20 protein-coding genes and 1 tRNA gene are annotated in these 22,264 nt (G+C 52.6%); 7 read left to right on the plus strand and 14 right to left on the minus strand.

The features are described from left to right. Positions 1-93 precede the first annotated feature (93 nt). Positions 94-166, plus strand: a tRNA-OTHER gene (locus tag A6U95_RS06110). 252 nt (positions 167-418) lie between these two features. Beyond that, complete coding sequence (locus A6U95_RS06115; protein ID WP_065683854.1) at positions 419-1,009, plus strand: hypothetical protein; 591 nt, start codon at positions 419-421, stop codon at positions 1,007-1,009. 60 nt (positions 1,010-1,069) lie between these two features. On the opposite strand, the gene fadK is transcribed toward A6U95_RS06115, so the two are convergent. The 5 genes from fadK to A6U95_RS06140 all read right to left on the minus strand — a co-directional run bounded on the left by fadK (position 1,070) and on the right by A6U95_RS06140 (position 6,345). Next, positions 1,070-2,710 (minus strand): medium-chain fatty-acid--CoA ligase, encoded by a 1,641-nt coding sequence (fadK, locus tag A6U95_RS06120; RefSeq protein WP_065683855.1) that lies wholly within the window; start codon positions 2,708-2,710, stop codon positions 1,070-1,072. A 258-nt stretch (positions 2,711-2,968) separates the two neighbouring features. After that, a complete protein-coding gene (locus tag A6U95_RS06125) occupies positions 2,969-3,262 on the minus strand; it encodes a ferredoxin (RefSeq protein ID WP_024483667.1) in 294 nt (97 codons plus the stop codon). Beyond that, on the minus strand, positions 3,259-4,548 hold the full coding sequence (locus tag A6U95_RS06130; protein ID WP_065683856.1) for an FAD-dependent oxidoreductase: 1,290 nt from the start codon (positions 4,546-4,548) through the stop codon (positions 3,259-3,261). The genes A6U95_RS06125 and A6U95_RS06130 overlap by 4 nt, the downstream gene beginning before the upstream one ends. A gap of 59 nt (positions 4,549-4,607) precedes the next feature. Further along, a complete protein-coding gene (locus A6U95_RS06135; RefSeq protein ID WP_065683857.1) occupies positions 4,608-5,558 on the minus strand; it encodes an electron transfer flavoprotein subunit alpha in 951 nt (316 codons plus the stop codon). Positions 5,559-5,580: 22 nt separating this feature from the next. Continuing rightward, positions 5,581-6,345 (minus strand): electron transfer flavoprotein, encoded by a 765-nt coding sequence (locus A6U95_RS06140; RefSeq protein ID WP_024483670.1) that lies wholly within the window; start codon positions 6,343-6,345, stop codon positions 5,581-5,583. A 361-nt stretch (positions 6,346-6,706) separates the two neighbouring features. Between A6U95_RS06140 and A6U95_RS06145 the strand changes: the two genes are divergently transcribed. Then, positions 6,707-7,591, plus strand: coding sequence for an AraC family transcriptional regulator (locus tag A6U95_RS06145; RefSeq protein WP_065683858.1), 885 nt, complete (start codon positions 6,707-6,709; stop codon positions 7,589-7,591). Positions 7,592-7,661: 70 nt separating this feature from the next. On the opposite strand, the gene A6U95_RS06150 is transcribed toward A6U95_RS06145, so the two are convergent. The 7 genes from A6U95_RS06150 to A6U95_RS06180 all read right to left on the minus strand — a co-directional run bounded on the left by A6U95_RS06150 (position 7,662) and on the right by A6U95_RS06180 (position 15,933). Next, the gene (locus tag A6U95_RS06150; protein ID WP_024483672.1) at positions 7,662-8,813 is read right to left on the minus strand and encodes an acyl-CoA dehydrogenase; all 1,152 of its coding nucleotides are present in this window, start codon (positions 8,811-8,813) and stop codon (positions 7,662-7,664) included. Positions 8,814-8,826: 13 nt separating this feature from the next. Then, positions 8,827-10,422, minus strand: coding sequence for an acyl CoA:acetate/3-ketoacid CoA transferase (locus A6U95_RS06155; protein WP_065683859.1), 1,596 nt, complete (start codon positions 10,420-10,422; stop codon positions 8,827-8,829). A 178-nt stretch (positions 10,423-10,600) separates the two neighbouring features. After that, complete coding sequence (gene aroD, locus A6U95_RS06160; protein WP_065683932.1) at positions 10,601-11,353, minus strand: type I 3-dehydroquinate dehydratase; 753 nt, start codon at positions 11,351-11,353, stop codon at positions 10,601-10,603. Positions 11,354-11,429: 76 nt separating this feature from the next. Next, on the minus strand, positions 11,430-12,296 hold the full coding sequence (gene ydiB, locus A6U95_RS06165) for a quinate/shikimate dehydrogenase (RefSeq protein ID WP_065683860.1): 867 nt from the start codon (positions 12,294-12,296) through the stop codon (positions 11,430-11,432). A 62-nt stretch (positions 12,297-12,358) separates the two neighbouring features. Further along, the gene (locus A6U95_RS06170) at positions 12,359-13,594 is read right to left on the minus strand and encodes an MFS transporter (RefSeq protein WP_065683861.1); all 1,236 of its coding nucleotides are present in this window, start codon (positions 13,592-13,594) and stop codon (positions 12,359-12,361) included. Positions 13,595-14,174: 580 nt separating this feature from the next. Continuing rightward, positions 14,175-15,383, minus strand: coding sequence for an MFS transporter (locus A6U95_RS06175; RefSeq protein ID WP_065683862.1), 1,209 nt, complete (start codon positions 15,381-15,383; stop codon positions 14,175-14,177). 193 nt (positions 15,384-15,576) lie between these two features. Beyond that, entirely contained in the window at positions 15,577-15,933 is a 357-nt protein-coding gene (locus A6U95_RS06180; protein WP_065683863.1) for a YdiL family protein, read from the minus strand. A 341-nt stretch (positions 15,934-16,274) separates the two neighbouring features. On the opposite strand from A6U95_RS06180, the gene A6U95_RS06185 reads away from it, so the two are divergent. From A6U95_RS06185 to arsC, 3 genes are read left to right on the plus strand one after another with little or no spacing between them, the layout of a single operon-like run. Beyond that, positions 16,275-16,625, plus strand: coding sequence for a transcriptional regulator (locus tag A6U95_RS06185; protein WP_065683864.1), 351 nt, complete (start codon positions 16,275-16,277; stop codon positions 16,623-16,625). A gap of 53 nt (positions 16,626-16,678) precedes the next feature. Next, positions 16,679-17,968, plus strand: coding sequence for an arsenic transporter (locus tag A6U95_RS06190; RefSeq protein WP_065683865.1), 1,290 nt, complete (start codon positions 16,679-16,681; stop codon positions 17,966-17,968). Positions 17,969-17,980: 12 nt separating this feature from the next. After that, the gene (gene arsC, locus A6U95_RS06195) at positions 17,981-18,400 is read left to right on the plus strand and encodes a glutaredoxin-dependent arsenate reductase (protein ID WP_065683866.1); all 420 of its coding nucleotides are present in this window, start codon (positions 17,981-17,983) and stop codon (positions 18,398-18,400) included. 39 nt (positions 18,401-18,439) lie between these two features. On the opposite strand, the gene A6U95_RS06200 is transcribed toward arsC, so the two are convergent. After that, the gene (locus tag A6U95_RS06200; RefSeq protein ID WP_065683867.1) at positions 18,440-19,972 is read right to left on the minus strand and encodes a DHA2 family efflux MFS transporter permease subunit; all 1,533 of its coding nucleotides are present in this window, start codon (positions 19,970-19,972) and stop codon (positions 18,440-18,442) included. Positions 19,973-19,975: 3 nt separating this feature from the next. Then, positions 19,976-21,145 (minus strand): EmrA/EmrK family multidrug efflux transporter periplasmic adaptor subunit, encoded by a 1,170-nt coding sequence (locus tag A6U95_RS06205; RefSeq protein WP_065683868.1) that lies wholly within the window; start codon positions 21,143-21,145, stop codon positions 19,976-19,978. A 504-nt stretch (positions 21,146-21,649) separates the two neighbouring features. Between A6U95_RS06205 and evgA the strand changes: the two genes are divergently transcribed. Then, a complete protein-coding gene (gene evgA, locus A6U95_RS06210; protein WP_065683933.1) occupies positions 21,650-22,264 on the plus strand; it encodes an acid-sensing system DNA-binding response regulator EvgA in 615 nt (204 codons plus the stop codon).

The raw sequence follows: 22,264 nt of genomic DNA on the forward strand, positions 1-22,264 counted from the left end.
GTGAGTTTAACTTGGTCGCAGGGGGAATTTCACGACTAAACGGGTTGATCAATTGACCTCTATCAAAATAGTCAACAGTATGTCATTTGGATGCCTGGTATAGCTCAAGGGTAGAGCAGTTGGCTCTCCATCCGGCTGGACACAGGTTCGAGCCCTGTTGCCAAAACCTTTCATTTCTCCTGTTGAGATCTATCAATTTTATTTATTACTTTAAGGCTTGCGGCCACGGGTCGTGACAGCATTTTTGCTGTGCCTTTGCCCGTGGCATAAGTTTTGACTATCCTAACTGTGGTACGATTAGCGTGGTGATTCAATGCCATGTGGTTTAAAAGCATGACTTCTTTTGCTAGTGATGAGTGACTAGTAGAGAAATGCCTTTCCGTTTGATTGACCATTGATAAATAAGGATAGTTGTATAATGAAAGTTATCCGCTCGTTGATTAAAGCCACCACTGCATTTTCCCTCCTGGCCATCAGTATCACTTCAGCCTATGCAGACGTTATCCCTCTGGCCGGAGAGGTCCAAACCGATCAGTTCGCTGCGAAAGTGGTTTCAGTAGACCAACAAAACCGTGTGGTGGTTTTGGCTGGGGCAGAAGGGCATAACGTCAGTTTTAAACTGACCGATCAGGCAAAGGATTTAACCCATTTAAAGGCGGGGGATACGATTCAAGCCACGATAGTGCGCTCGCGTATCGTTAAACTTGATACCGATCTGGATAAGGCTGCACCGGCGATCACTAGCCTTTATGAAGAAAGCGATGCCACCAAGAACAATCCAAATCCTAACGTCAATGCCGTGCATCAGGTCAATCTGACCTTGAAAATCACTCATATTGATGTGAAAAAGCACGAGATCACCTTTGAAGGGCCTGCGGGGCGTAAGAAGGTCGTTTCTGTAGAAGATCCTGCTATCCAGGCGCGCCTGAAAGATCTGAAAGTGAATCAGAGCGTCGTAGTGACCTATACAGATTTGCTTGATATACGTGCTGATCACACAAAGAAGTAAGATTGATAAAGCCTTAACCGGTTTCCTACCTTGGGGCGCAGCATACTGCGCCCGCATAGATTAGCAATGAGCGACCTCTTCGCCAAGACGCTGGATAATATCCTGACGTAGCAGGAATTTTTGTATCTTGCCCGAGGCGTTACGCGGCAGGCTGTCCACCACCACCAGATGTTCCGGGTATTTGTATTTGGCGACCCGCTTGCGCCCGAAGAACGCGATGACCTCCTCCAGGGTGAGTGAACCGTAAGCGGCCTTTAGCACCACGTAGGCGCAGGATCTTTCCCCTAATCGTTCATCCGGCATGGCAACAATAGCGGCATCATGGATACGAGGATGTTGCATCAGGATATCCTCCACTTCGCGGCTGCTGATATTTTCCCCGCCACGCACGATAATATCCTTCTTGCGGCCAGTAATTTTAATGTAGCCGTCAGCGTCCATGCGGCACAGGTCACCGCTGTAGTACCAGCCATCCTCATCCAGCGCACGGGCGCTCAGCTCGGGCTCATCCAGATACCCCATAAATACGTTGGGGCCACGTGAGGCTTCTTCACCTTCTTCGCCGTAGGGGAGTGGATTGCGCTCTTTATCTACCACTTTGATTTCTACCCCAGGTGCGGCAAAACCGTCGGTGTTGAGCACGCGGGAAAGGGGATCGTCCAGGTTGACCACCGCGTGGGGCGAACTTTCCGTCGAGCCATAGACGCTGAGCAGTTTAATGCCCATTTGCAGGCAGTCCTGGGCAATTTTTTTCGGGATGGTGGTGCCGCCGCACAGGAAGAAGCGTAGCGATGAGATGTCGTGCGGCTGCTGTTGCAGGGTGCATAACAAGTCATAGACAAAAGGCGTTGCTCCGAGCACGCAAGTGCAGCGCTCTTGTTGCAGCAGGGCAAGGCAATCGAGCGGATTAAAGATATCGAGCAGGACGCTGCGTGCGCCAATCAGAAAGGGGGCCGTCACGCCATGCAAGAAACCGGTCGCATGCCCTAGCGGAGCGGGCATCAGGAAGGTATCCAACCAGGTAAGATTGAGTCGTGCGCAGTAGGCACGCTCGCTGGACAGAATATTGTTGTGCGTCAGCATCACGCCTTTGGGTTTGCCTTCGGTGCCGGAGGTGAACAGCACGGCGGCCAATTCATCGCCATGCACGTTGACCTGCTTGGTCAGTGGCGGAGTGTCTCGCAGCAACTGGCTCAGTGCGGGGGCGGTAGTTGCGGGAGAAAGCTTATCGACGGCCACCACCTCAAGCAGGCCCGGTATTTGATCGCGTAGCGGCAATATGAGGTCAATTGGGCGGGTGTTTCTGAACGAGGTCGGCGCGAACAGCACCTTAGCCTGGCATTTGTTCAGCACCCAGACCAACTCGGCCTCTCGCCAGGAGGGGAGCAGGGGAACGGAAACTGCCCCCGTTTTCAGGCAGGCCAGGTAGATCACGGTAAACTCACACCAGCCGGGAAGCTGAAATGCGATGCGGTCACCCGGTTCGATACCGCAGGAGATCAGCCATGTTGCCAAGCTACTTGCCGCGCGGTCGAGGGTGGCATAGGTGTAGGATGTTCCCCGATTGTCGATCACGGCAATCTTTTCCGGCATGGCCTGCAGGGTTTGATGCCAGTAATCGGCAAGCGAGGCATCGCCCCAAAAACCTTGCTGCCGGTATTTGGCCCGGCGTTCGGGATTGAGTTTTATCGTGACACTCATTGTTTATCTCTATTCATTATTTCTGGGGGGATGTTGAACTGTTCTGGTCCGGTAAACATTGCCCCTCACCCTAACCCTCTCCCGTAGGGAGAGGGGACCGATCGAGCGTGTTTGAAATTGTAGTGACTCACCTTTGATGAGTGGCGAGCGGTTTGCTGAGAGGGTCTCTTTACTGCCAAAAGTGCAAGGGCTATCAGCTCCCTATCCCTACGGGAGAGGGTTGGAGTGAGGGGCTGGCACGCTCTTTCAGGCAGACGCTCACCCGTAGCGAAACTCAACGCCAAACGTCCCCAGAGGATATTCCCACTGCTTAAGAATAGTGTCGCCGCACAGCACGCGGCAGGTCCCGCATTCCAGACAACCGGCGGAATCGAAATGGATATTGCCTGCGCTGTCTTGCTTATACAGCCCGGCAGGGCAGGCCAGCATCAGCTTACGGAACTCGTCCATATTGGGGTTATCCACCAGAATGATGTGCGGATGGCCTTCATTGACATGGAACTTGTTGATGCCCAGTTTGACGTCTACGTTGACCGGATTTTCGCTGCTCATAGCGCTGTTGCCCCCTTGATGCCGTCTTTCAATAAATTCATCAGCCCAATCTGTTTCACCCTTTTCATCAGAGCCTTACGCACGGGCTGAGTAGGGCTGCCATCGATGGTGAACATATCCCCCATGATGTCCGCAACCATGCGCGGATACTGGGTAAACAGGCGCGGGTTTTCCATGAGCGCAGGGATTTTGCGAAAGTGGTGTACCTCATGCATCACACAGTTTTGCTCCAGGGCGTGCTTATATTCCCCCAGGCTGCTGGCGGAAAAGTTCTGCCGCTGCTTGGCCGCGATGGCCGTATTGGCGGCGGCCTGTGCCGATGCAATGGCAAGATCCATGCCGCGTATGGTAAAGCCCAGGTTCAGGCAGAATCCTGCCGCGTCGCCGACGATCATCACGCCGCCGTCAGCCAGCGTTGGCACCATGGCCTTGCCGCCTTCCGGAACCAGATGCGCGCCGTACTCCAGCAGTTTTCCTCCCTGGATCAGTGGACGAATGGAGGGGTGCTGTTTAAAGTCCTCCAGCATCTGGGGTACGCTTTTCCCCGCGTGGCCAATCTCCCCCAGGCCGCATACCAGCCCTAAAGAAACGGAGTCCCGGTTGGTATAGAGAAATCCGCCCCCCATCAGGCCATTGGACGGGGAACCGGCAAACAGCCAGGCGGCCCCGTCATTGCCAGAGAGGTTAAAGCGATCTTCGATCACCGAGGGGGATAACCCGATCAGCTCTTTGACGCCTACCGCATAGTGATGTGGTGAAGGGGGGGGCACCAGGTTAATCGAGCGGCCGAGCATGGAATTCACGCCGTCAGCCAGGATCACTATGTCAGCCTTCAGGATATCGTCGCCCGCCTGCACACCGGTGACTTGATTACCTTCCCGTATCAGCGCGTCGACGCGGACACCCGAGATAAACTGTGCTCCGGCCTGTTCGGCTTTTTCCATCAGCCAGGGATCGAACCGGTTGCGCAGCACGGTATATGACGCCTGGGCGGCAATGTCCGGTTTCTCGCTGTGGAAATCGAGCGTGACGGCGCTTTCTTCCGTCATGAATGAGATCTTTTCGCGGGTGACTTTACGTTCTACCGGCGCTTCCTCAGCGAACCCGGGCATAATGCGTTCCAGGCTATGGGCATACAAGCGCCCCCCGGTCATGTTCTTACTGCCAGCGCTGTTGCCGCGTTCGATGACCAGCACATCCAACCCGGCCTGCGCCATCACGTAGCTGGCTACGGCACCAGCGACGCCAGCACCGACCACGATGGCATCAAATTTATCATCCGACATGCTTATGCTCCCTATCCCGCCGCGGGTGTGCGGCGGGATGCGTGCGGTGAATCAAAGGGTTAATGACCTAATTGGTCGATCAGGGCTGGGACCACTTTGTAAATGTCGCCCACCAGGCCGTAGTCGGCATAGTTGAAGATCGGGGCGTTTTTGTCCTTGTTGACCGCGACAATGATCTTGGCACCGTTGCCGCCGACCATATGCTGGATCTGCCCGGAAATGCCCAACATCAGGTAGAGATCGGATTTCAACTGCACGCCAGATACCCCGATATAGCGCTCGCGTTCCATCCAGTTTTCGCCCTCGGCGATAGGACGAGAGCAGCCAACTTCTGCTCCTAACAAGGCTGCCAGCTCATGGACCATTTTCAGGTCGTCCTGTGCAGCCAGCCCACGTCCGACACCAACCACGCGTTTGGCCTTGCTGAGATCGACGCTGCTCAGCGCTTTGGCACGGCGCTCCTTGCAGAGGATTTCCTGACGCGGGGCAACATAGCTGAGCTGAGTGACCAGACAGTCATGCGCCGGGTCGGCAGCGGCAGGCTCCACCACACCGGGAGCCAGGGTGATGATAGCGGTGGTGGAGTTGATCTTTTCTTTACCAAAGGCCAATCCACCATACATACGGTGTTCGGCGATGAAATCAGCCCCGTCGACGTGCACGGCGGTCACATCGTTCACCACCGCAGCGTTCAGCAGTACGCCCAGGCGGGCGGTGAGTGCTTTACCACGTTTGGTGGCAGCCATCAGCACCAAGGCCGGAGTTTGTTCGCCGTTCACCTCTTTCAGGATATCCGCCAGGGTCTCAGCATAATTTTCAATGCGCTGCAGCGCGGAGGTTTTCTCCAGCACGTAGATGCCGTCTGCACCCAGAGACTTGAGCCGGGCAACCTGTTCGCTGTCCTGCACGAGGGCATAAACATGCTCGCCCCACTGGCGTGCACCTGCCATCAGTTCGCCGTAGCGCTCAACGTTGTCGCTGAACACCCATACGTTTGTCAGTTTACTCATGATGATTTTCTCCAGTCGTGGGTTAGTTCAGCGCTTTTTTCAGATGGTCCGCCAGCTCGGCAATAGCTTCCGGCGAGTCGTTTTCCAGAATGATGCGTTGACGCTGTTTCTGTGGCGGTACGGTGATCTCGACCAGCTCGGCCAAAGGTGGCGTCTGGCTCCAGGCGATATCATTGGCTTGCCACTGATTGACCGGTTTTTTCCCGGCGCCGAGGATCGCCTTCATTGTCGGAATGCGGGGAACGTTAATATCTGAGGTTACGCAGATCACCGCTGGAAGCGGCAGTTCAAGCACTTCTACTTCTTCTTCGAGCGTGCGCTCAACCAGCACACGGTCACCGGCAAACTGGATTTGGCTGACGGCATTAACGGTAGGGAGCTGTAAGATCTCCCCAACCAACAGGCCCACCTGTTGTGCATACAAATCCCCGGAACCTTCACCAAACAGCATCAGGTCAAAGCCGATTTTATCTGCGGCGGCGGCCAGTGCGTGTGCGGTATCCATCGGCAGCGCGTTTTCCAGTTGTGCATCCTGCACCAGATAAAGCTCATGAGGGCCGCGCGACAGCACGTCCTTACGCACCTTGGAGTTTTGCAGCAGCGAGCCGCCCACGCAGAGCGCGGTAATCTGGTCGTTCTCGGTGGCCAGTTGGGTGGCGGCCTCGATCGCATTCAAATCGAACTGGCTGATTTTGGCTTCGGCGTGATCGAAATCGAGCGTACGTTGTGCGGTAACCACAATATCTTGCTCTTCGGGGACCAGCTTAAAGCAGGTTATTATTTTCATGATATCTCCTGTGGGTCGCTCGCTGGCGGCAGAGAGCGTTCTATCAGCGGAAAGGACAAAAAGCATGACAATATATTGCGAGTGCGCAGGGGGATTTACGACTGGATAATCTGTTTTTGTTGCTAACAATCTTGCAAAAAAACGGCTAACAACGGATGGATTGCCGTGCGGGAAAATGGTTTGCCAGTGAGTAAGGTAAGCCGGCAGCGCGAACGTCGTGATTTAATTTTCGTGCCATCTTGCATGCGGGGCAAACTATCTTGTTTTAGTCGTCTGGGCTCATATTGTATATTGTTTTCTGTCGCTCTATTTTAGCCACTGATCATTTTGCCAAAGCCAACTGTATTGTGTGGAGGTTGCCATGTTTCAGCGCTGTTTCGATAATAAAAAAGAAGCCCTTTTTGCGCAGGGGATGACGCCAAAACTCTCACGGTTCGTCATCAGTGACGATCCCAACTGGGAGTCTGGGCATCATGTGCATAATGATGAGAGCGAGCTGATTTACGTTAAGCAGGGGGTGGCCAGGCTGGTCATCGACTCCTCTTACTACGTGGCACACGCTGGTGATATCGTGGTTATTGAGCCTGGCCGACTCCATGCGGTAGCATCAGACTGCACCTCTCCGGCTACCACCTATACCTGTGCCGTCCATGGCTTCAAGTTTCAGGACTGGGAAGAGAATCAGATTTTACAGCCTCACTCCTGCCCGGTAGTTTCCGTTGGGCAAGGGGGAGAGGTGATAAAAACGATCCTTCATGAACTCGGTGTGAGGCTACCCCAGCAGAAAAACGAGTTAACCTCTTCGATTTACGATGCTTATGGTTATGCCCTCACCGCGCTGTTTTATGAGAACTTTAAAAACGCTTACCGTTCAGAGTTGGGATACATAAAGAAAGATGTGCTGGTGAAGGATGTACTGGTTTATTTGAATAATAACTATCGTGAAAAGATTACTCTCGAGCAGTTAGCTAAAAAGTTTCGCGCCAGTGTCAGCTATATTTGCCATGAGTTTGCCCGCGAATATCATATATCACCGATTAATTACGTTATTCAGCGCCGGATCACCGAGGCCAAGTTTACGCTGACCAATACCGATAATAGCCTCAATGAGATCGCATGGCGGGTAGGGTACGAAAACGTCGACCATTTTGCCAAATTATTTATGCGCCATGTCGGTTGTTCCCCAAGTGATTATCGTAAACAGTTCAATAATAACTTGGCAGAACCGGCGTGTTTACCGGGTTGAATTCGCTGGTGGTTTATTGATAACTCGCCAGGAGGTTGGCTTATTGACTGCCTCCTGGCGTTTTATTACCTTATTTGCTCTGGTAGTCTTTCAGGATCTGGCGGCCAGCAATATAAATCATGATTTCATCAGTGCCACCGCCAATCCTTTCGCAGCGCACGTCACGCCAGAAGCGGGAAACGCGAGCCTCATCCGTATAGCCCAGCCCGCCCATGATCTGGATGGCGTCATCAATCACTTCCATCGCCGTACGGGCGCAGTGGAGCTTACACAGCGCGGCGCTGGTGCGCAGTGACTGTTTTTGATCCGCTTGCCAAGCGACTTTCATCACCATATTACGCATGTTGTCGACCTTGATTGCCATCAGCGCCAACTTTTCCTGGATCATCTGGTTATGGCCGATCGGCTTGCCGAAGGCGATACGCTGGTTGGCATAACGGGCGGCATCTTCAAACGCGCACTCGGCGAAACCGGCGCTGCGTGCGGCGTTGATCAGGCGTTCCATTTCAAAGTTGTACATCACATTGAGGAACCCCATGCCTTCTTCACCCACCATATCGCTCTCATCCACCTCAACGTTATCGAGGTAAACTTCGCAGGTGCTCAGCATGTGCCAGCCGATCTTGTGCAGCGGATTGACCTTAATGCCCGGCTTGTTGGATTCCATCCACCACAGGGTGAAGGCCTTCTTCGGATCTTTGGGCTCAGGGTCGCGTGCCAGTACCAGCATGTACGGGTATTCTTTCGCACCGGTGATAAAGGTTTTTTGCCCGTTCAGATACACCTTGCCGTTTTTACGGGTGTAAGTGGTGGTCGCGGCGCTATTGTCCGAGCCTGCGCCCGGTTCGGTCAGGGCCAGCGCATAGGCCGGATCGCCGGTGGCCAGCGTGCTTTCTGCCGTCTTGCGCAACTGTTCGGCCGAACCGAAACGGCGCATGCTGTGAATACATTGGCCGTTGGTGATCAGGAACGCCGGTGCGCCACATTTGGAGACTTCCATCAGCGCCAGCATCTGGGTGACATAGTCCGCCGGTATGCCGCCGAACTCTTCTGGCACACCTAACAGAGAAATACCGCTATCGGCGAGCGCGCGCATAAACTCGGTAGGGTAGGTTGAGGTCTGATCGCAGGTGCGGAAATACTCTTCCGAAAAGTTATTGCCGATCAGTTCCCGAATACTGGCAAGCAGCAGTTCCTGCTCTTCAGTTAAAGAAAAGTCCATAGCCTTACTCCTTTTAATATACCGCTTCAGGTAAAGTGAAACCCATTACGCCGTCGATAAACAGTCTCTTGTCCATCAGTGTTAACTGTGGGGAAATAACCGGGGCGAAATCCATTTTTGCCAGAATGTCTTTTTCCAGATCCACACCGGGGGCAATTTCAACCAGGTGCAGGCCATCAGCTTTGAGCGTAAAAACGGCACGTTCGGTGATGTAGCGCACGTCTAATCCCCGCTCGAGCGCGATTTTGCCGCTAAAGGTGATTTCCGGTAATTGCTTGATAAATTTTTTGACGCGTCCTTCCTGCACAATATTCAGCTTGCCGTCGGTGATGTCGGTTTTTAAACTGCCGGCGGTGAGGGTGCCGCAGAACACAATCTTTTTTGACGTCGCGCTGATATCGATAAAGCCACCGGTCCCCATGATTTTGCCGTTGAATTTATGCACACCAACGTTGCCCTGTTGATCTACCTCGGCAAAGCTCAGGTAACAGACATCCAGCCCACCTCCGTGGTAGAAATCGAATTGGGAGGTCATATCCAGGATGGCTCGGGTGTTGACGTTCGCGCCGAAGGCCACACCCTGAGAGGTAATGCCGCCGATGGGGCCGGTTTCGACCGTCAGCACGAAATCATCGGCACACCCCTCTTCGCGGGCGACCAGGCCGATGCCGTCGGCAATGCCCACCCCAACGTTGCCCACCGCCCCTTTACGCATCTCAAATAGTGCACGTCTCGCTACCAGTTTGCGCTGGTTAAGGGGCAGGGCGATTTGGGTGCTGTCATCGAGCACGAAATCGCCGGAAATAAAGCGGTTTACCGGGGCGCCGCCATACAACTGCGTCTGCTGTGGATCGACCACCACGATATCAACCAGATAGCCAGGGATACGCACCGATTTCGGGTGCAGCGTCGCCTTCTTGACCATCTTTTGCACCTGCATCATCACGATGCCGCCGTTGTTGTGCACCGCTTGGGCAATCACCAGCGCATCCAGATACATCACTTCGTCTTCGAACGAGGCATAACCTTCGCTGTCGCAGGTGGTGGCGCGAATAAAGGCGACATTGGGCGCAATGGCCTTGTAGTAGAGATATTCCTGGTTATCGATCTCGACCAGCTTGATAAGATCTTCTGTGGTCACCTCATTGAGTTTGCCGCCTTGCTGGCGCGGATCGACGAAGGTACCAATACCGATATCGGTTAAAATCCCCGGCTGGTGCGCCGCTGCGGCCCGTAGAGTCTGGGTTAACACGCCTTGGGGATAGTTGTAGGCCGCAATTTTGTTCTGCTCGGCCAGATCGGAGATGCGTGGGGACTGTCCCCAATGCCCGCACAATGCCCATTTCACCAGTCCAACCTGTGCCAGCGGGCTGATGCCGCGATCGGCTCGGTCACCTAACCCTGTCGGGCTGATTAAAGACAGGTCACGCGGGGTTTGCGTAGTTTGATATTTTTCTGCCAGCGCGGTAATTAAGGTGGTGGCCTCCAGAATACCGCCACCGGCCCCTAATACGCACAAGGTGGCTTCGTCAGGAATATAATTTACCGCCTCTTGTGCCGATAATACCGGGACTCTGCCATTGATTCTTTTCGGTTTTACCAGATCCATAACTACTCCTGTTGATGACCGATGCATTTATTTTATTTTGCGGGCAACTCAACCCGCACGCAGGCGTGCGGATACCGCAATTAAGCTGTATTAAAATTGAATGCTTTTTTTAGTGACTTGTATTATTCGGCGGGAATACTATTATTCCCACCGACAGTAATATCAGTGCACCACTGAATTAATGCAGTATCGTTAATATGGTGCGTAAATCCGTGACAGAGATTTGCCCTGGCGCGGAGGCTTTCTTGACTGCGCCAAAGGTGGCCGCTGAGCCGAAGGTTTCGCCCGCTAACCGGGACACAATGCCGGTTTTGGCCATCGACATGGTGATTATCGGCCTGTTGGCATGTTTTTCATGCATTTCCAGCGTCGCGGCCAGCAACGTCAATACGTCACTCTTGTTTTGCGGCATCAGGGCGATTTTCGGAATATCGGCTCCCAATTCCTGCATTTTGCACAGGCGCTTGACGATTTCCTCCTGCGGCGGCGTTTTATGGAAATCATGATTCGACATGATGACTTTAACGTTCTTGTCGTGGGCATGGGCCACGGCCTCTTTGATCAGTTCGTCACCGGTAAACAGCTCCAGATCGATCATATCGACCAGGCCGCTGTCCACCGCAGCCAGATTGAGCGCGATATAGGCCTGTGGGGGCAACGCCTGCTCACCGCCTTCCTGGGCGCTGCGGAAAGTGAACAGCAGCGGCTTGTCGGCAATGATCTCTTTGATCTGACGTGCGGCGGCTATCACGTTGCTGAGCGTGGCGACATCCTCAAAATGATCGACGCGCCACTCCAGAATATCGAAATCGGCGTGACGATAATCCTGCGCTTCAGCCACCACACTAGGGATATCTTTACCCATCAGCGAGACAATGATTTTTGGCGCGCCTTCGCCGAACACAATGTTTTTTACGGTTATGGTTTTCATTTTTACCTTTTGCATGCTCTTTTGCCGCAATCAATAAGGTGGTGATTCAAGCCCATCACCACGCGCTACGGGAATGCTACGCCTCGAATCCCATCACCTGCTTAACGTATTCCAGTGGGAAATCCTTGCCAGTCCACAGCTTGAACTGTTCGGCGCCTTGCCATAACAACATGCCGTAACCGTCCACCGTTTTGCAACCTGCCTGTTGGGCCATTTGCAGCAACTTGGTCATGTGCGGGTTATATACGCACTCCGTCACCAGCAGTTCCGGGCGCAGCAGGGTGATGTCGCTGACGATACTCTCGTTTTCCAGCGGCTTCATCCCGACCTTGGTGCCGTTAGTCAGGATGTCCGCGCTGGCGATGGCGCGGGCAAACGCTTGCTGGTCTGCCAGATCGGTCACGGTCACCTTACAATCGGTGTTGTCGTTGACCCGTTTGGCAAAGGCGAGCGCCTGATCAAAGAACTCGTCCTTACGATTAAACAGCTTGATCTCTTTGATGCCTTCAACGGCCGCCTGCGCGCCGATAGCGGTAGATGCGCCACCCGCGCCGACCAGCACCATGGTTTTACCCTTAATATCAAAACCGGTTTCCTTGATGGCCCGAATATGCCCGGTGCCGTCGGTGTTATAGCCGCGCAGGTAGCCGTCGTCGTTGACGATGGTGTTGATAGCACCAACCAGTTTGGCCGCTGGCGTTAATTCATCAACATACTGACAGGCAAACTGCTTGTTAGGCATCGAGACGCCGGTGCCGCGCATTTTTAACGCCTTCAGCCCTTCAATCGCGCTGGCGAAGGTGGTGGTATCGACTTCGAAAGCCATGTAGGTAAAAGGTAGCCCGACTTTTTCCAACGCTTTATTTTGCATCTCTGGCGATAAGCTGTGTCTGATCGGATAGGCCATCAGCCCGATAAGCTCATATTTTGCGGTTACATCCATTCTAAACTCCTTGTCTAACCATGTTCGTGTGGGGCGCAAACCTGCGTAATCGTTGTTTTGGGTTATTGGAAAAAGCGCTCGCCCAATCGCAGGTCACTTTGCGGGACTTTGAATACTCTGTAATAGCGAATGAAGACGATGATGGCGGTAACAAATGCCAGCAGGGCAAAGGCAATATCCAGCAGGATGATGTATTGCAAGCCAATATTGGAGAGGTAGCCGGTAATCAACGGGATCAAGAAGTTGGCTAACCCGCCCATCATCATATAAACGCTGGTGACCTTGGCTTTGCTTTTCGGGAAAAACTCCGACATGACGGAGACGCCAAGCTGCAATATCCCACCGGCGGCAGAGAAACCAATCGCAAAGGCGCCAAGGTTACAAACCAGCGATGAGGGATACAGATAGATAATGGTTGCCGCGATCACCGAGACACCGGCGTTAAACACATTGGCCCATACCGGGCGCACGGTGCTTTTTAACAGCAGGGCGAAGATAAACACGCACATCAGCGAGCCAAGGCTATACCAGGAGATGGTTTTCAGCGCATCGGCCTCCGCCATACCGGCAAATGCCATTGCGTATTTCGGCATCCAGACCACGATCACGTAGAAGGTAGAGAACGCGGCCACGCCAAAGATAACTGAGGAGACACCCTCCAACCAGGCCAGCGGCTTGCTGTTCATCTGCGGCAATTCTTTAGCCACGGAGGCATCAACCAGCTGGCTGGGGAACTTGCTTTTAAGCAGCAGTAACGTGATCAGGACGAACAGGATCCCCGGGATAACCATCGCGTAGCCGTACCAGATGTGGCTGACCAGCAGGTAGCTGACCAGCATCGGATAGAACATCTGGCCGAAAGAGACCATGGCTTTCACCAGGATCACCGCCGAGCCGGAAGTCTTGGGATAGCTCTCCATCAGGGCAGGATAGCCGCCGGTATCAAGCGCCGCATTGGCAACGCCAACGCAAACCGCCAGGCCAAAGGCGACAATCAGATTAGGGCTGGCCGGGATACCAAAGAAGAACAGAATATACAGGGCGACGCCGATTAAAATGGCGGCGCGGCGGCCAAACTTATCCGATATCACGCCAAAGAACAGAATGCTGACTAGTCGACCCAACCCAATACCGGATATCAGGTAGGCAATGCCCGCGTTGTCGGTGCCGAACTTCTCGGCCAGTGGGGTCATGTTTTGCGCCAGCGTAATGACGCTGGCACCGTGGAGAAAATAACTCAAATAGATACTGATGACCGCTAACAAAAATGGCGCTTTGAAGGCCTTGCTCTGGCTCATACTGTTCTCCGCTTGTCGCTAATTTTTTACGTTATCTAGATCCAGGGGACTTGTTGTTCTGGTGGCCTTTCTTTTTCATCAATCATTAATCATTGCGGGAAAGTAATGGGTGAAAATATCCCGATAAGTCACACTGCGGTAAATAACTTGGGTCATGGATAACCGCCAATACACCGGCAACCTGACGTGTGCTGAGTATAGGTAATGCAGTAAGTGATAAATACGTAATATGCCGTTTTAGTTTTCAACTTTATTGCAGACAAAGATGCTGAGGCGGCGTTTGATGGTGTTACTGAATTGTGCCGAAATTTCGCCTGCTAAATTAGGTCTGGAGGGCTGTTATCAGGGGATGGCCATTTAGGAACGACGTATACCTACGGTAATTAACAAGCTCTTTACTTTGTCTGGGTGGCAGCCGCTAGCGGAATACTGTCTCATATTGCACGGGGGCATAATAATATTGTATCTGGTGTGGATTAGAGGAATAACAGCACATTCCTCAACCGGCTCACTATACGTAGGGGCGCTGCATGCAGCGCCCGTTTAACGACATGTTTGGGGTGAGGTTAAAACTGTAGGATCAGTTGATCACTTGGGCTATCTTGAAGGGATTATTGGCCTCTTTATGGCTACGGTAGCCAATGAACAGCGCCAACAGAAAGCCACAGGCCGCGATACCGGTATCGAACCACATAATGTTGGCGATACTGGTTTCGGAAATCTTGGCGGTAATCAAAGGAATGGTGAACGTTGCCAGGCTGCCGGCGCTGTAATAAATGCCGGTGGCTTTGCCTTTCGCGTGGGGAAGGCGGGTCGCCATCAGCGTCAGCCCTAGTTGCATGACCCCACCTGCGGCAGAGAAGCCGATAACAAAGGCGAAAACCATCACGACGTACATGTTGGGATACAGGCAAACGGTGAGTAAGGTAATGAAGGAGATAAAGGTATACAGCATCAGAAAGGTGGTTGATTTAAACCTTTTCTTTACCAGCCCGGCGGTGATGAACACGCACATCAATGATCCGATGGTGTAGATGCTCAGCAGCTTGATCGACATCGTATAACTCATACCCGCCACAAACTGGCCATACTGCGCCAGCCACTGGCTGATCAGGTAAAAGGTGGCCATGGCGATATAGCCATATAAGGTATAGCTGATGAGATCAACGGTGGAACAGCGACGGTTCTCATCTGCATTGTTATCGGCCTTGGCGGCCATGCGTTGCACCGGGTGAGCGGGGAATGGGCAGCGCAGCAGGAACAGGCCGTTGAGCAGCATAATGCCAGCAGCGATCAGGAAGGACCAGCCAAACCAGACCTCAGCCCAGACCAGTAGGCTGATTACCATCGGCAACAGAAACTGGCCGCCGGAGACAAAGGCTTTAATCAGGATATTGGCGGTGCCGGGCGACTTGGGGAATGCTTCCATCAGCGTAGGATAGGTGCCCGAGTCGAGAAAACTGTTGGCGACGCCAGCTAAAAAACCAAATACATAAGCGATAATAATCGTGGGGCTGAGAAGAATGCCGAAAAAGAAGCCTAAATAGCACAGGATCCCCAGAAAAATAAAGGGCCTGCGGCCAAAACGATCGGATAACATGCCGGTGATTAATAACACACTGAGCCTGCCAATGCCCAAAGAAGAGATGACGATCGAGATGCCTGCGGCATCGGTGTGCCATTGTTCTGCCAGATAAGGCATATTCAAGCTGATTAATATCACCCCCATACCGTGCACCAGATAATTCAGATACAGCCCCAAGGCCGTTGGTACATACTTGTTTTCCATAGGTTGTTGCTCAGAAACTCGTTCATAATAAATAATTCGTGCCGGGAAAAACGGCTGGGCACGAGATTGTTACAGGCGTTAGCCTGCTGTCAGGAGTGATAGTCAGTCAAAACTATTGGCAGGCGGTGTTGATAAGCCGTCCTTATAAAATCCCGTCCAGGTTAACGAGCGCGATGTGTCCTATTAGTTTGGATTAACATAGCCGCTCTAGATCATAAGCATAAAGCTGTGCGGCGACCGACTGATAAACTTTCCATTCCAGATAATCACCTTGGGCGTAGACAGCCAGGAAGGACGCATAATCGGGGAAGAAGCGCATGGTGTTATTACCAATGCGATTGTTGATCTTGTCGATGATGGCGTTGATGTGGTTTTTTCTTTTTTTAATCATTTTTGTGAATGTATCAATAATAGCGGCCGGTATTTCACTTTCACCACGCTCCCATTGTTGCCATGTCGCTAAAGTGTTGTCAGGTGAAATATAGGTCGCACATTCTTCGACCGTCATAAAAAAAAGCTGACGCAGTGCCTGCAGTTCTAAATGATTCATGATGACGCAGATCCACGTTAGAGAAAACCATGCAGAATAAATAGCATTATTGGGCATTTTTCGTCTTGAACAGGCTCACACTATTGGGTGCAATATTATTTGTTGCCGGGGTGTGAATATATTACCGCATTATGGCTTTTTAATTGGCTTAAATGTAAAGCCGTATTGCCGGATGCACCTGGTGGCCAGGGGGGCTTTCTGGCCAGCGACGTATCGACACAACGTTGACCGCTTTCTGGATCAAGGGAAGAGAGAAATTACATATATGAAAATTCAAATGTGTCATTGACTTGAAAGCGCCTGCGGGTATGATTTATCCACCGATCGTAATGGAGAGACCGATGACCCTGACTTCCTTGCAACTGTTCAAAATCCTGTCGGACGAAACTCGCCTGGGTATCGTGTTGCTGCTCAAACAGTTGGGTGAACTGTGCGTGTGCGATCTTTGTACTGGGCTGGAAAAGTCGCAACCCAAGATCTCACGCCACTTGGCAATGCTCAGAGAGTGTGGGTTGCTGCTGGATCGTAAGCAGGGGAAGTGGGTGCATTATCGTCTTTCCCCGCATATTCCTGCCTGGGCAGCCCTGGTTGTTGAACAAGCCTGGTTGAGTCAACAGGACGAAGTCCGCACTATGGCACGTAAGCTGGCAGCGGCGAATTGCTCCAGCGAGGGTAAAACCCTGTGTAGCTAAATTTTTTGCGCAAATACATATGAAAATACATATATAAATGTGAGGTGATAAGTATGTTATTGGCTGGGGCGATATTTATCCTGACCATTGTGCTGGTGATCTGGCAGCCGAAAGGGTTAGGGATTGGGTGGAGTGCCACACTTGGCGCGGGGTTGGCCCTGCTCACCGGCGTGGTGCAGATTGCCGATATCCCGGTGGTATGGAATATTGTCTGGAATGCTACGGCGACCTTCATCGCCGTGATCATTATCAGCCTGTTGCTTGATGAGTCTGGTTTTTTCGAATGGGCTGCGCTGCATGTCTCCCGTTGGGGAAACGGGCGGGGGCGTCTGCTGTTCACTTACATCGTTTTACTAGGCGCAGCCGTGGCGGCTTTGTTTGCCAACGATGGTGCAGCGCTAATCCTTACCCCCATAGTAATAGCCATGCTGCTGGCACTGGGATTCAGCAAAGGCACCACGTTGGCGTTTGTCATGGCTGCCGGGTTTATTGCTGATACCGCCAGTCTGCCGCTGATTGTGTCCAATCTGGTCAATATCGTTTCGGCAGACTTCTTTGATCTGGGGTTCACGCAATATGCTTCGGTGATGGTGCCTGTTGATATTGCTGCGATTATCGCGACGCTGGTGATGCTGCACCTGTTCTTTCGCAAGGACATTCCGCCGACCTATGATCTCGAACGACTGAAACAACCGGCGCAAGCCATTAAAGATCCGGCCACGTTCAAAACTGGCTGGGTGGTATTAATCCTGCTGTTGGCGGGTTTCTTCGTGCTGGAGCCGCTCGGCATTCCGGTCAGCGCTATTGCTGCCGTGGGGGCGCTGATCCTGTTTGCGGTGGCCAAAAGAGGTCATGCCATCAACACCGGGAAGGTGCTGCGCGGTGCGCCTTGGCAGATCGTCATTTTCTCGCTGGGGATGTATCTGGTGGTTTATGGCCTACGCAATGCCGGATTAACGGAATACCTTTCCGGCGTGCTGAACCTACTGGCGGAGAATGGTTTATGGGCTGCCACGCTTGGCACTGGCCTCCTGACCGCATTCCTGTCATCCATTATGAACAATATGCCAACGGTGTTGATTGGCGCGCTGTCCATTGAGGGGAGTGCTGCGTCTGGGGTGATTAAGGAGGCCATGATTTACGCCAACGTTATTGGTTGCGATCTGGGGCCCAAAATCACGCCGATTGGCAGCTTGGCAACGCTGCTCTGGCTGCACGTGTTGTCGCAGAAAAACATGACGATCACCTGGGGATATTATTTCCGTACCGGAATCATCATGACCGTGCCCGTGTTGTTGGTCACGCTGGCGGCCTTGGCGTTACGTCTATCCATCACTTTGTAGCGAGGAACATCCATGATCACGATTTACCACAACCCTGCCTGCGGCACTTCGCGTAATACGCTGGCGCTCATTCGCAACAGCGGTACAGAGCCAACGATCGTCCATTATCTGGAGACTCCACCCAGCCACGCTGAACTGGTGAAACTCATTGCAGACATGGGGATCAGCGTGCGGGCCTTACTGCGTAATAACGTGGAACCCTACGAGCAGTTAGGGCTGGCAGCAGACGTCTTCACCGACGAGCAACTGATCGATTTTATGTTGCAGCACCCGATTCTGATTAACCGGCCGATTGTAGTGACGCCGCTGGGGACCCGCCTATGCCGCCCCTCCGAAACGGTGCTTGATATCCTGCCCGATCCGCAAATAGGGGCATTGGCCAAAGAGGACGGCGAAAAGATTGTTGATGGCGCCGGCCAACGGATTAAGTAAATAAGGAGGCGCGTCAGCGCCTCTCTATTTTCCCGTTTATCACCCCGTCTTTGTCGTATTAAACGGGGGTTTGGCGAACCACACCAGTAGGGTCAGCATCAGGAACACCCCGGCAGAGAGATAGAAAATATCGTTGGCCGACATCAGCAGGCTCTGTTGGGTAATTTGATCGTTGATATAGGTCGCGGCTTGCTGCTGATTGAACCCCAGATTTTGCAGATGGTGATCCAGGTTGATCGCAGCGGGGTTGAATTGCGTCACTGACTGCGTCAGCTGCGCATGGTGAAATGACTCCCGGTGGCTCCACAGGGTCATGGTGAGTGACGTGCCGATCGAGCCAGATAACGTCCGGAAAAAGTTGCTCAGGCTGGTGGCCGCAGCGAATTTTTCTGGTGCGAGCCCTGACAATGAAATGGTGGTCAGCGGCAGGAAGAAGCATGCCACGGCGAAGCCTTGCATCAGCTGCGGCAGCACCACGGCAGTAAAATCAATCGCCGGATTAAACGTCATCGCACGCCAGTAGTAGCAACCGGCATACACGATAAAGCTAAAGGTCACCAATACCCTCATATCAACACGATCGCCGTAGCGGCCAATCAATGGCGCGATCAGCAGCGGCATCAGCCCGATGGGGGCATAGGCCAGCCCTGCCCATACCGAGGTGTAATCAAACACCGTCTGTAGCAGCTGCGGCATCAGCACAATTGCCCCGGCATAAATCAGATACGCGCAACTGATACACAGGACGCCGATGCTGAAGTTACGTGAGCGGAACAGGCTCAGATCGATGATCGGGTTATCGTTGGTGGCTTCCCAGATAATCAGCAAAATCAGCGCGACCACGGCAATCACGGCCAGCACAATCACGGTGGTAGAGCTAAACCAATCGAGGTCTTTGCCTTTATCCAACATGATTTGCAGGCTACCCACACCTAGCACCAGCAGGCTCAGGGCGAACAGGTTGATTTTTACCGGCTCGGTGGGTGTTTCTCTTCCTTTCAGTATCCATGCGGTAATGGCAACGACGATGATACCGAATGGAACGTTGATTAAAAATATCCAGCCCCAGTCGTAGTTATCGCAAATATAGCCACCAATAATCGGGCCAAAGATCGGGGCGATAATCACCGTCATCGACCACAGCGCCAGCGCGATATTACGCTTCTCCGGCGGGTAGTTACGCAGCAGCAGGCTTTGCGATAGTGGGATCAACGGGCCTGCGACCAATCCCTGAATGACGCGGAAAAAGATCAGCATATCGAGATTGGTGGAGAACCCGCAGCATAGCGACGCCAGTGCAAACAATGTCACCGAAGCTAAAAACAGCTTACGCTCGCCGAACCGTTGCGCCAGACGCCCGGTTATCGGGATGGAGATCGCATTGGCGACGCCAAACGAGGTAATCACCCAGGTTCCTTCGTCCGTAGAGGCACCCAGGAACCCGGAAATGGTGGGAATGGCGACGTTGGAGATGGTGGAATCCAACATCTGCATAAAGGTCGCCATCGATAGCGACAGCGTCACCAGGATCAATGACCAGCCTTTTAACGGCAGCAGTGTGTTGTTGCTCATAAGTCACATCGCATTGGCTTTGATGATGTCTTGGATTTCCTGGTCGATACTGGAGGTATCGAGCACCAGCGCCTGGCTTTGGTAAGCCGGTTTCTGGCGTTGGGTGGTAGATAGGGCAGGGCCATTGGTATTGTTTTCGCGCAAGGTCACCGTGGTGGATAAGCCAATCCGCAGTGGGTATGCCTTGAGCTGTTCTGCATCCAGGGTAATACGCACCGGCAGGCGTTGAACCACTTTGATCCAGTTACCGGTGGCATTCTGCGCGGGCAGTACCGAGAACGCGCCGCCGGTCCCCATATTGATCCCTTCAACCACGCCGTCGAACACCACATTGCTGCCATACAGATCGCTCACCACGCTAACCTTTTGCCCAATGCGCACGCCGCTGAGCTGGGTTTCCTTGAAGTTGGCGTCAATCCACAGTTGATCGGCCGGGACGATGGATAATAAGGCCTGGCCAGCGCTCAGCGTTTCGCCCACCTGCACATTGCGTTGAGCAACATAGCCGGTCACCGGGCTGCGAATTTTGGTGCGCTGTAGCGCGAGCCAGGCTTCGCGCATTTGTTCTGCCGCCAACAGGATGGCCGGCTGCTGTTCAAGCGTGGAGTTCTGGATCAGGGTACGATTGCTGCGATATTGCTCGATAGCGACGTCCAGCGCCGCTTTGCTGCTGCTAACGGCATTACGTGCATGTTGCAGGTCTTCTTTTGAAAAGGCCCCCGCTCCCATCAATTGGGTACGACGCTGATAATCGGCCTGCGCTTGCTGATAAGCGATTTTAGCCTGGGCAATATTGGCGTTATATTGTGCGTCGTTGACATAGATCTGTTTGGTTTTTCTGACCGTTTCCGCCAGCTTATTTTTGACTTTTTTAAAGTTGAGGTTGGCATCGGTATCATCTAAATTGACCAAGACATCCCCTTGCTGGACTAAATCGGTATTGGTGTAATTCACGCTGACCACGCTGCCGTTAACCTGCGAAGAAATAGTGACTTGGTTGCCCATTACATAGGCATCATCGGTGCTTTGCACATTGCGCGAATTGAAATACCACCAGGTTGCACTGGCCATAGCCGCAATAACAATCACCATTAGAAAAATGAGCAGCCATTGCTTTCTTTTTTCTAATGGTGTTTTCACCGGGTTACTGTCTGGCTGCGGTAAATGTGGCATGGAAAACCCTTGCTTGTCTGTTTTAGGAGCAATAGCAAACCATTACGCTGCTGTGGGCAATAAGCTCAGCGCGTAATTTATTCATTGAATGGCTTGGTTAATCACCTTCAGCTTAAAGCGGCATAGGCCTACGGGAAGAAACGCTGAAAGTTCGTAGTGATTATAAAAGCGGGCGTTGCCGTAACACAGCAGAGACATCGGAAATCGTTGCAGGCAGCGTCCTACACGTGAAGTCCACCCCGCAAGTACAGGAACAGGGAGAGAGGGCTGAATATGCCACAGATTGACTTCTACACCTGATTTCGACTCCGTACAGCGCCCTCTCCCTTTGGGAGTGTTGGGGTGAGGGGACAACAGCGAATTAGAACTATAAACAGGGTTATGCTATAAGCTCGTAGATAGCTTGAAATCCTTAAGATATTTCGTAAGCGAAGAAACATCGTTGACAAACGCTGCCCGTGTTTTTTATATGACCAGGAAACGACAATGAGTAAAACCAAGTCTTTGAGCGCCGTAATTGTTGACGACCATCCATTGGCTCGTATGGCGATCAAGAACCTGCTGGAAAGTGAAGGCATTAGCGTCATTGGTGAGGCAGGGGACGGGGCAGAGGCGCTGCTACAGGTGGCGCAGCATCAGCCAGACGTGGTGATTGTCGACGTCGACATTCCCATCATGAGCGGCATTGAGGTGGTTGAAAAGCTCAGAAAGCAGCAGTTCAGCCAAATCATTATCGTGGTCTCCGCCAAAAACGATCTGTTCTACGGCAAGCGTAGTGCAGATGCCGGGGCCAATGCCTTTATTAGTAAAAAAGAGGGTATGACCAATATCATCGCCGCGGTGCATGCTGCCCAGCATGGCTACAGCTATTTTCCTTTCTCACTGAACGGCTTTGTCGGCAGTCTTTCTTCGGAACAGGAAATGCTGGGATCGCTCTCCAGTCAGGAGATCAAGGTGATGCGTTCCCTCCTCAGCGGTGCAGATAATATGCAGATTGCGGCGGCGATGTTTATCAGCAATAAAACGGTCAGCACCTATAAAAGTCGTTTAATGGAGAAGCTCGGCTGTAGCTCGTTGGCCGATCTGTTTGCTTTCGCCAACCGTAATAAAATTGGGTGA

Source organism: Serratia sp. 14-2641, from assembly GCF_001692375.1.
Lineage (GTDB): Bacteria > Pseudomonadota > Gammaproteobacteria > Enterobacterales > Enterobacteriaceae > Chania > Chania fonticola_C.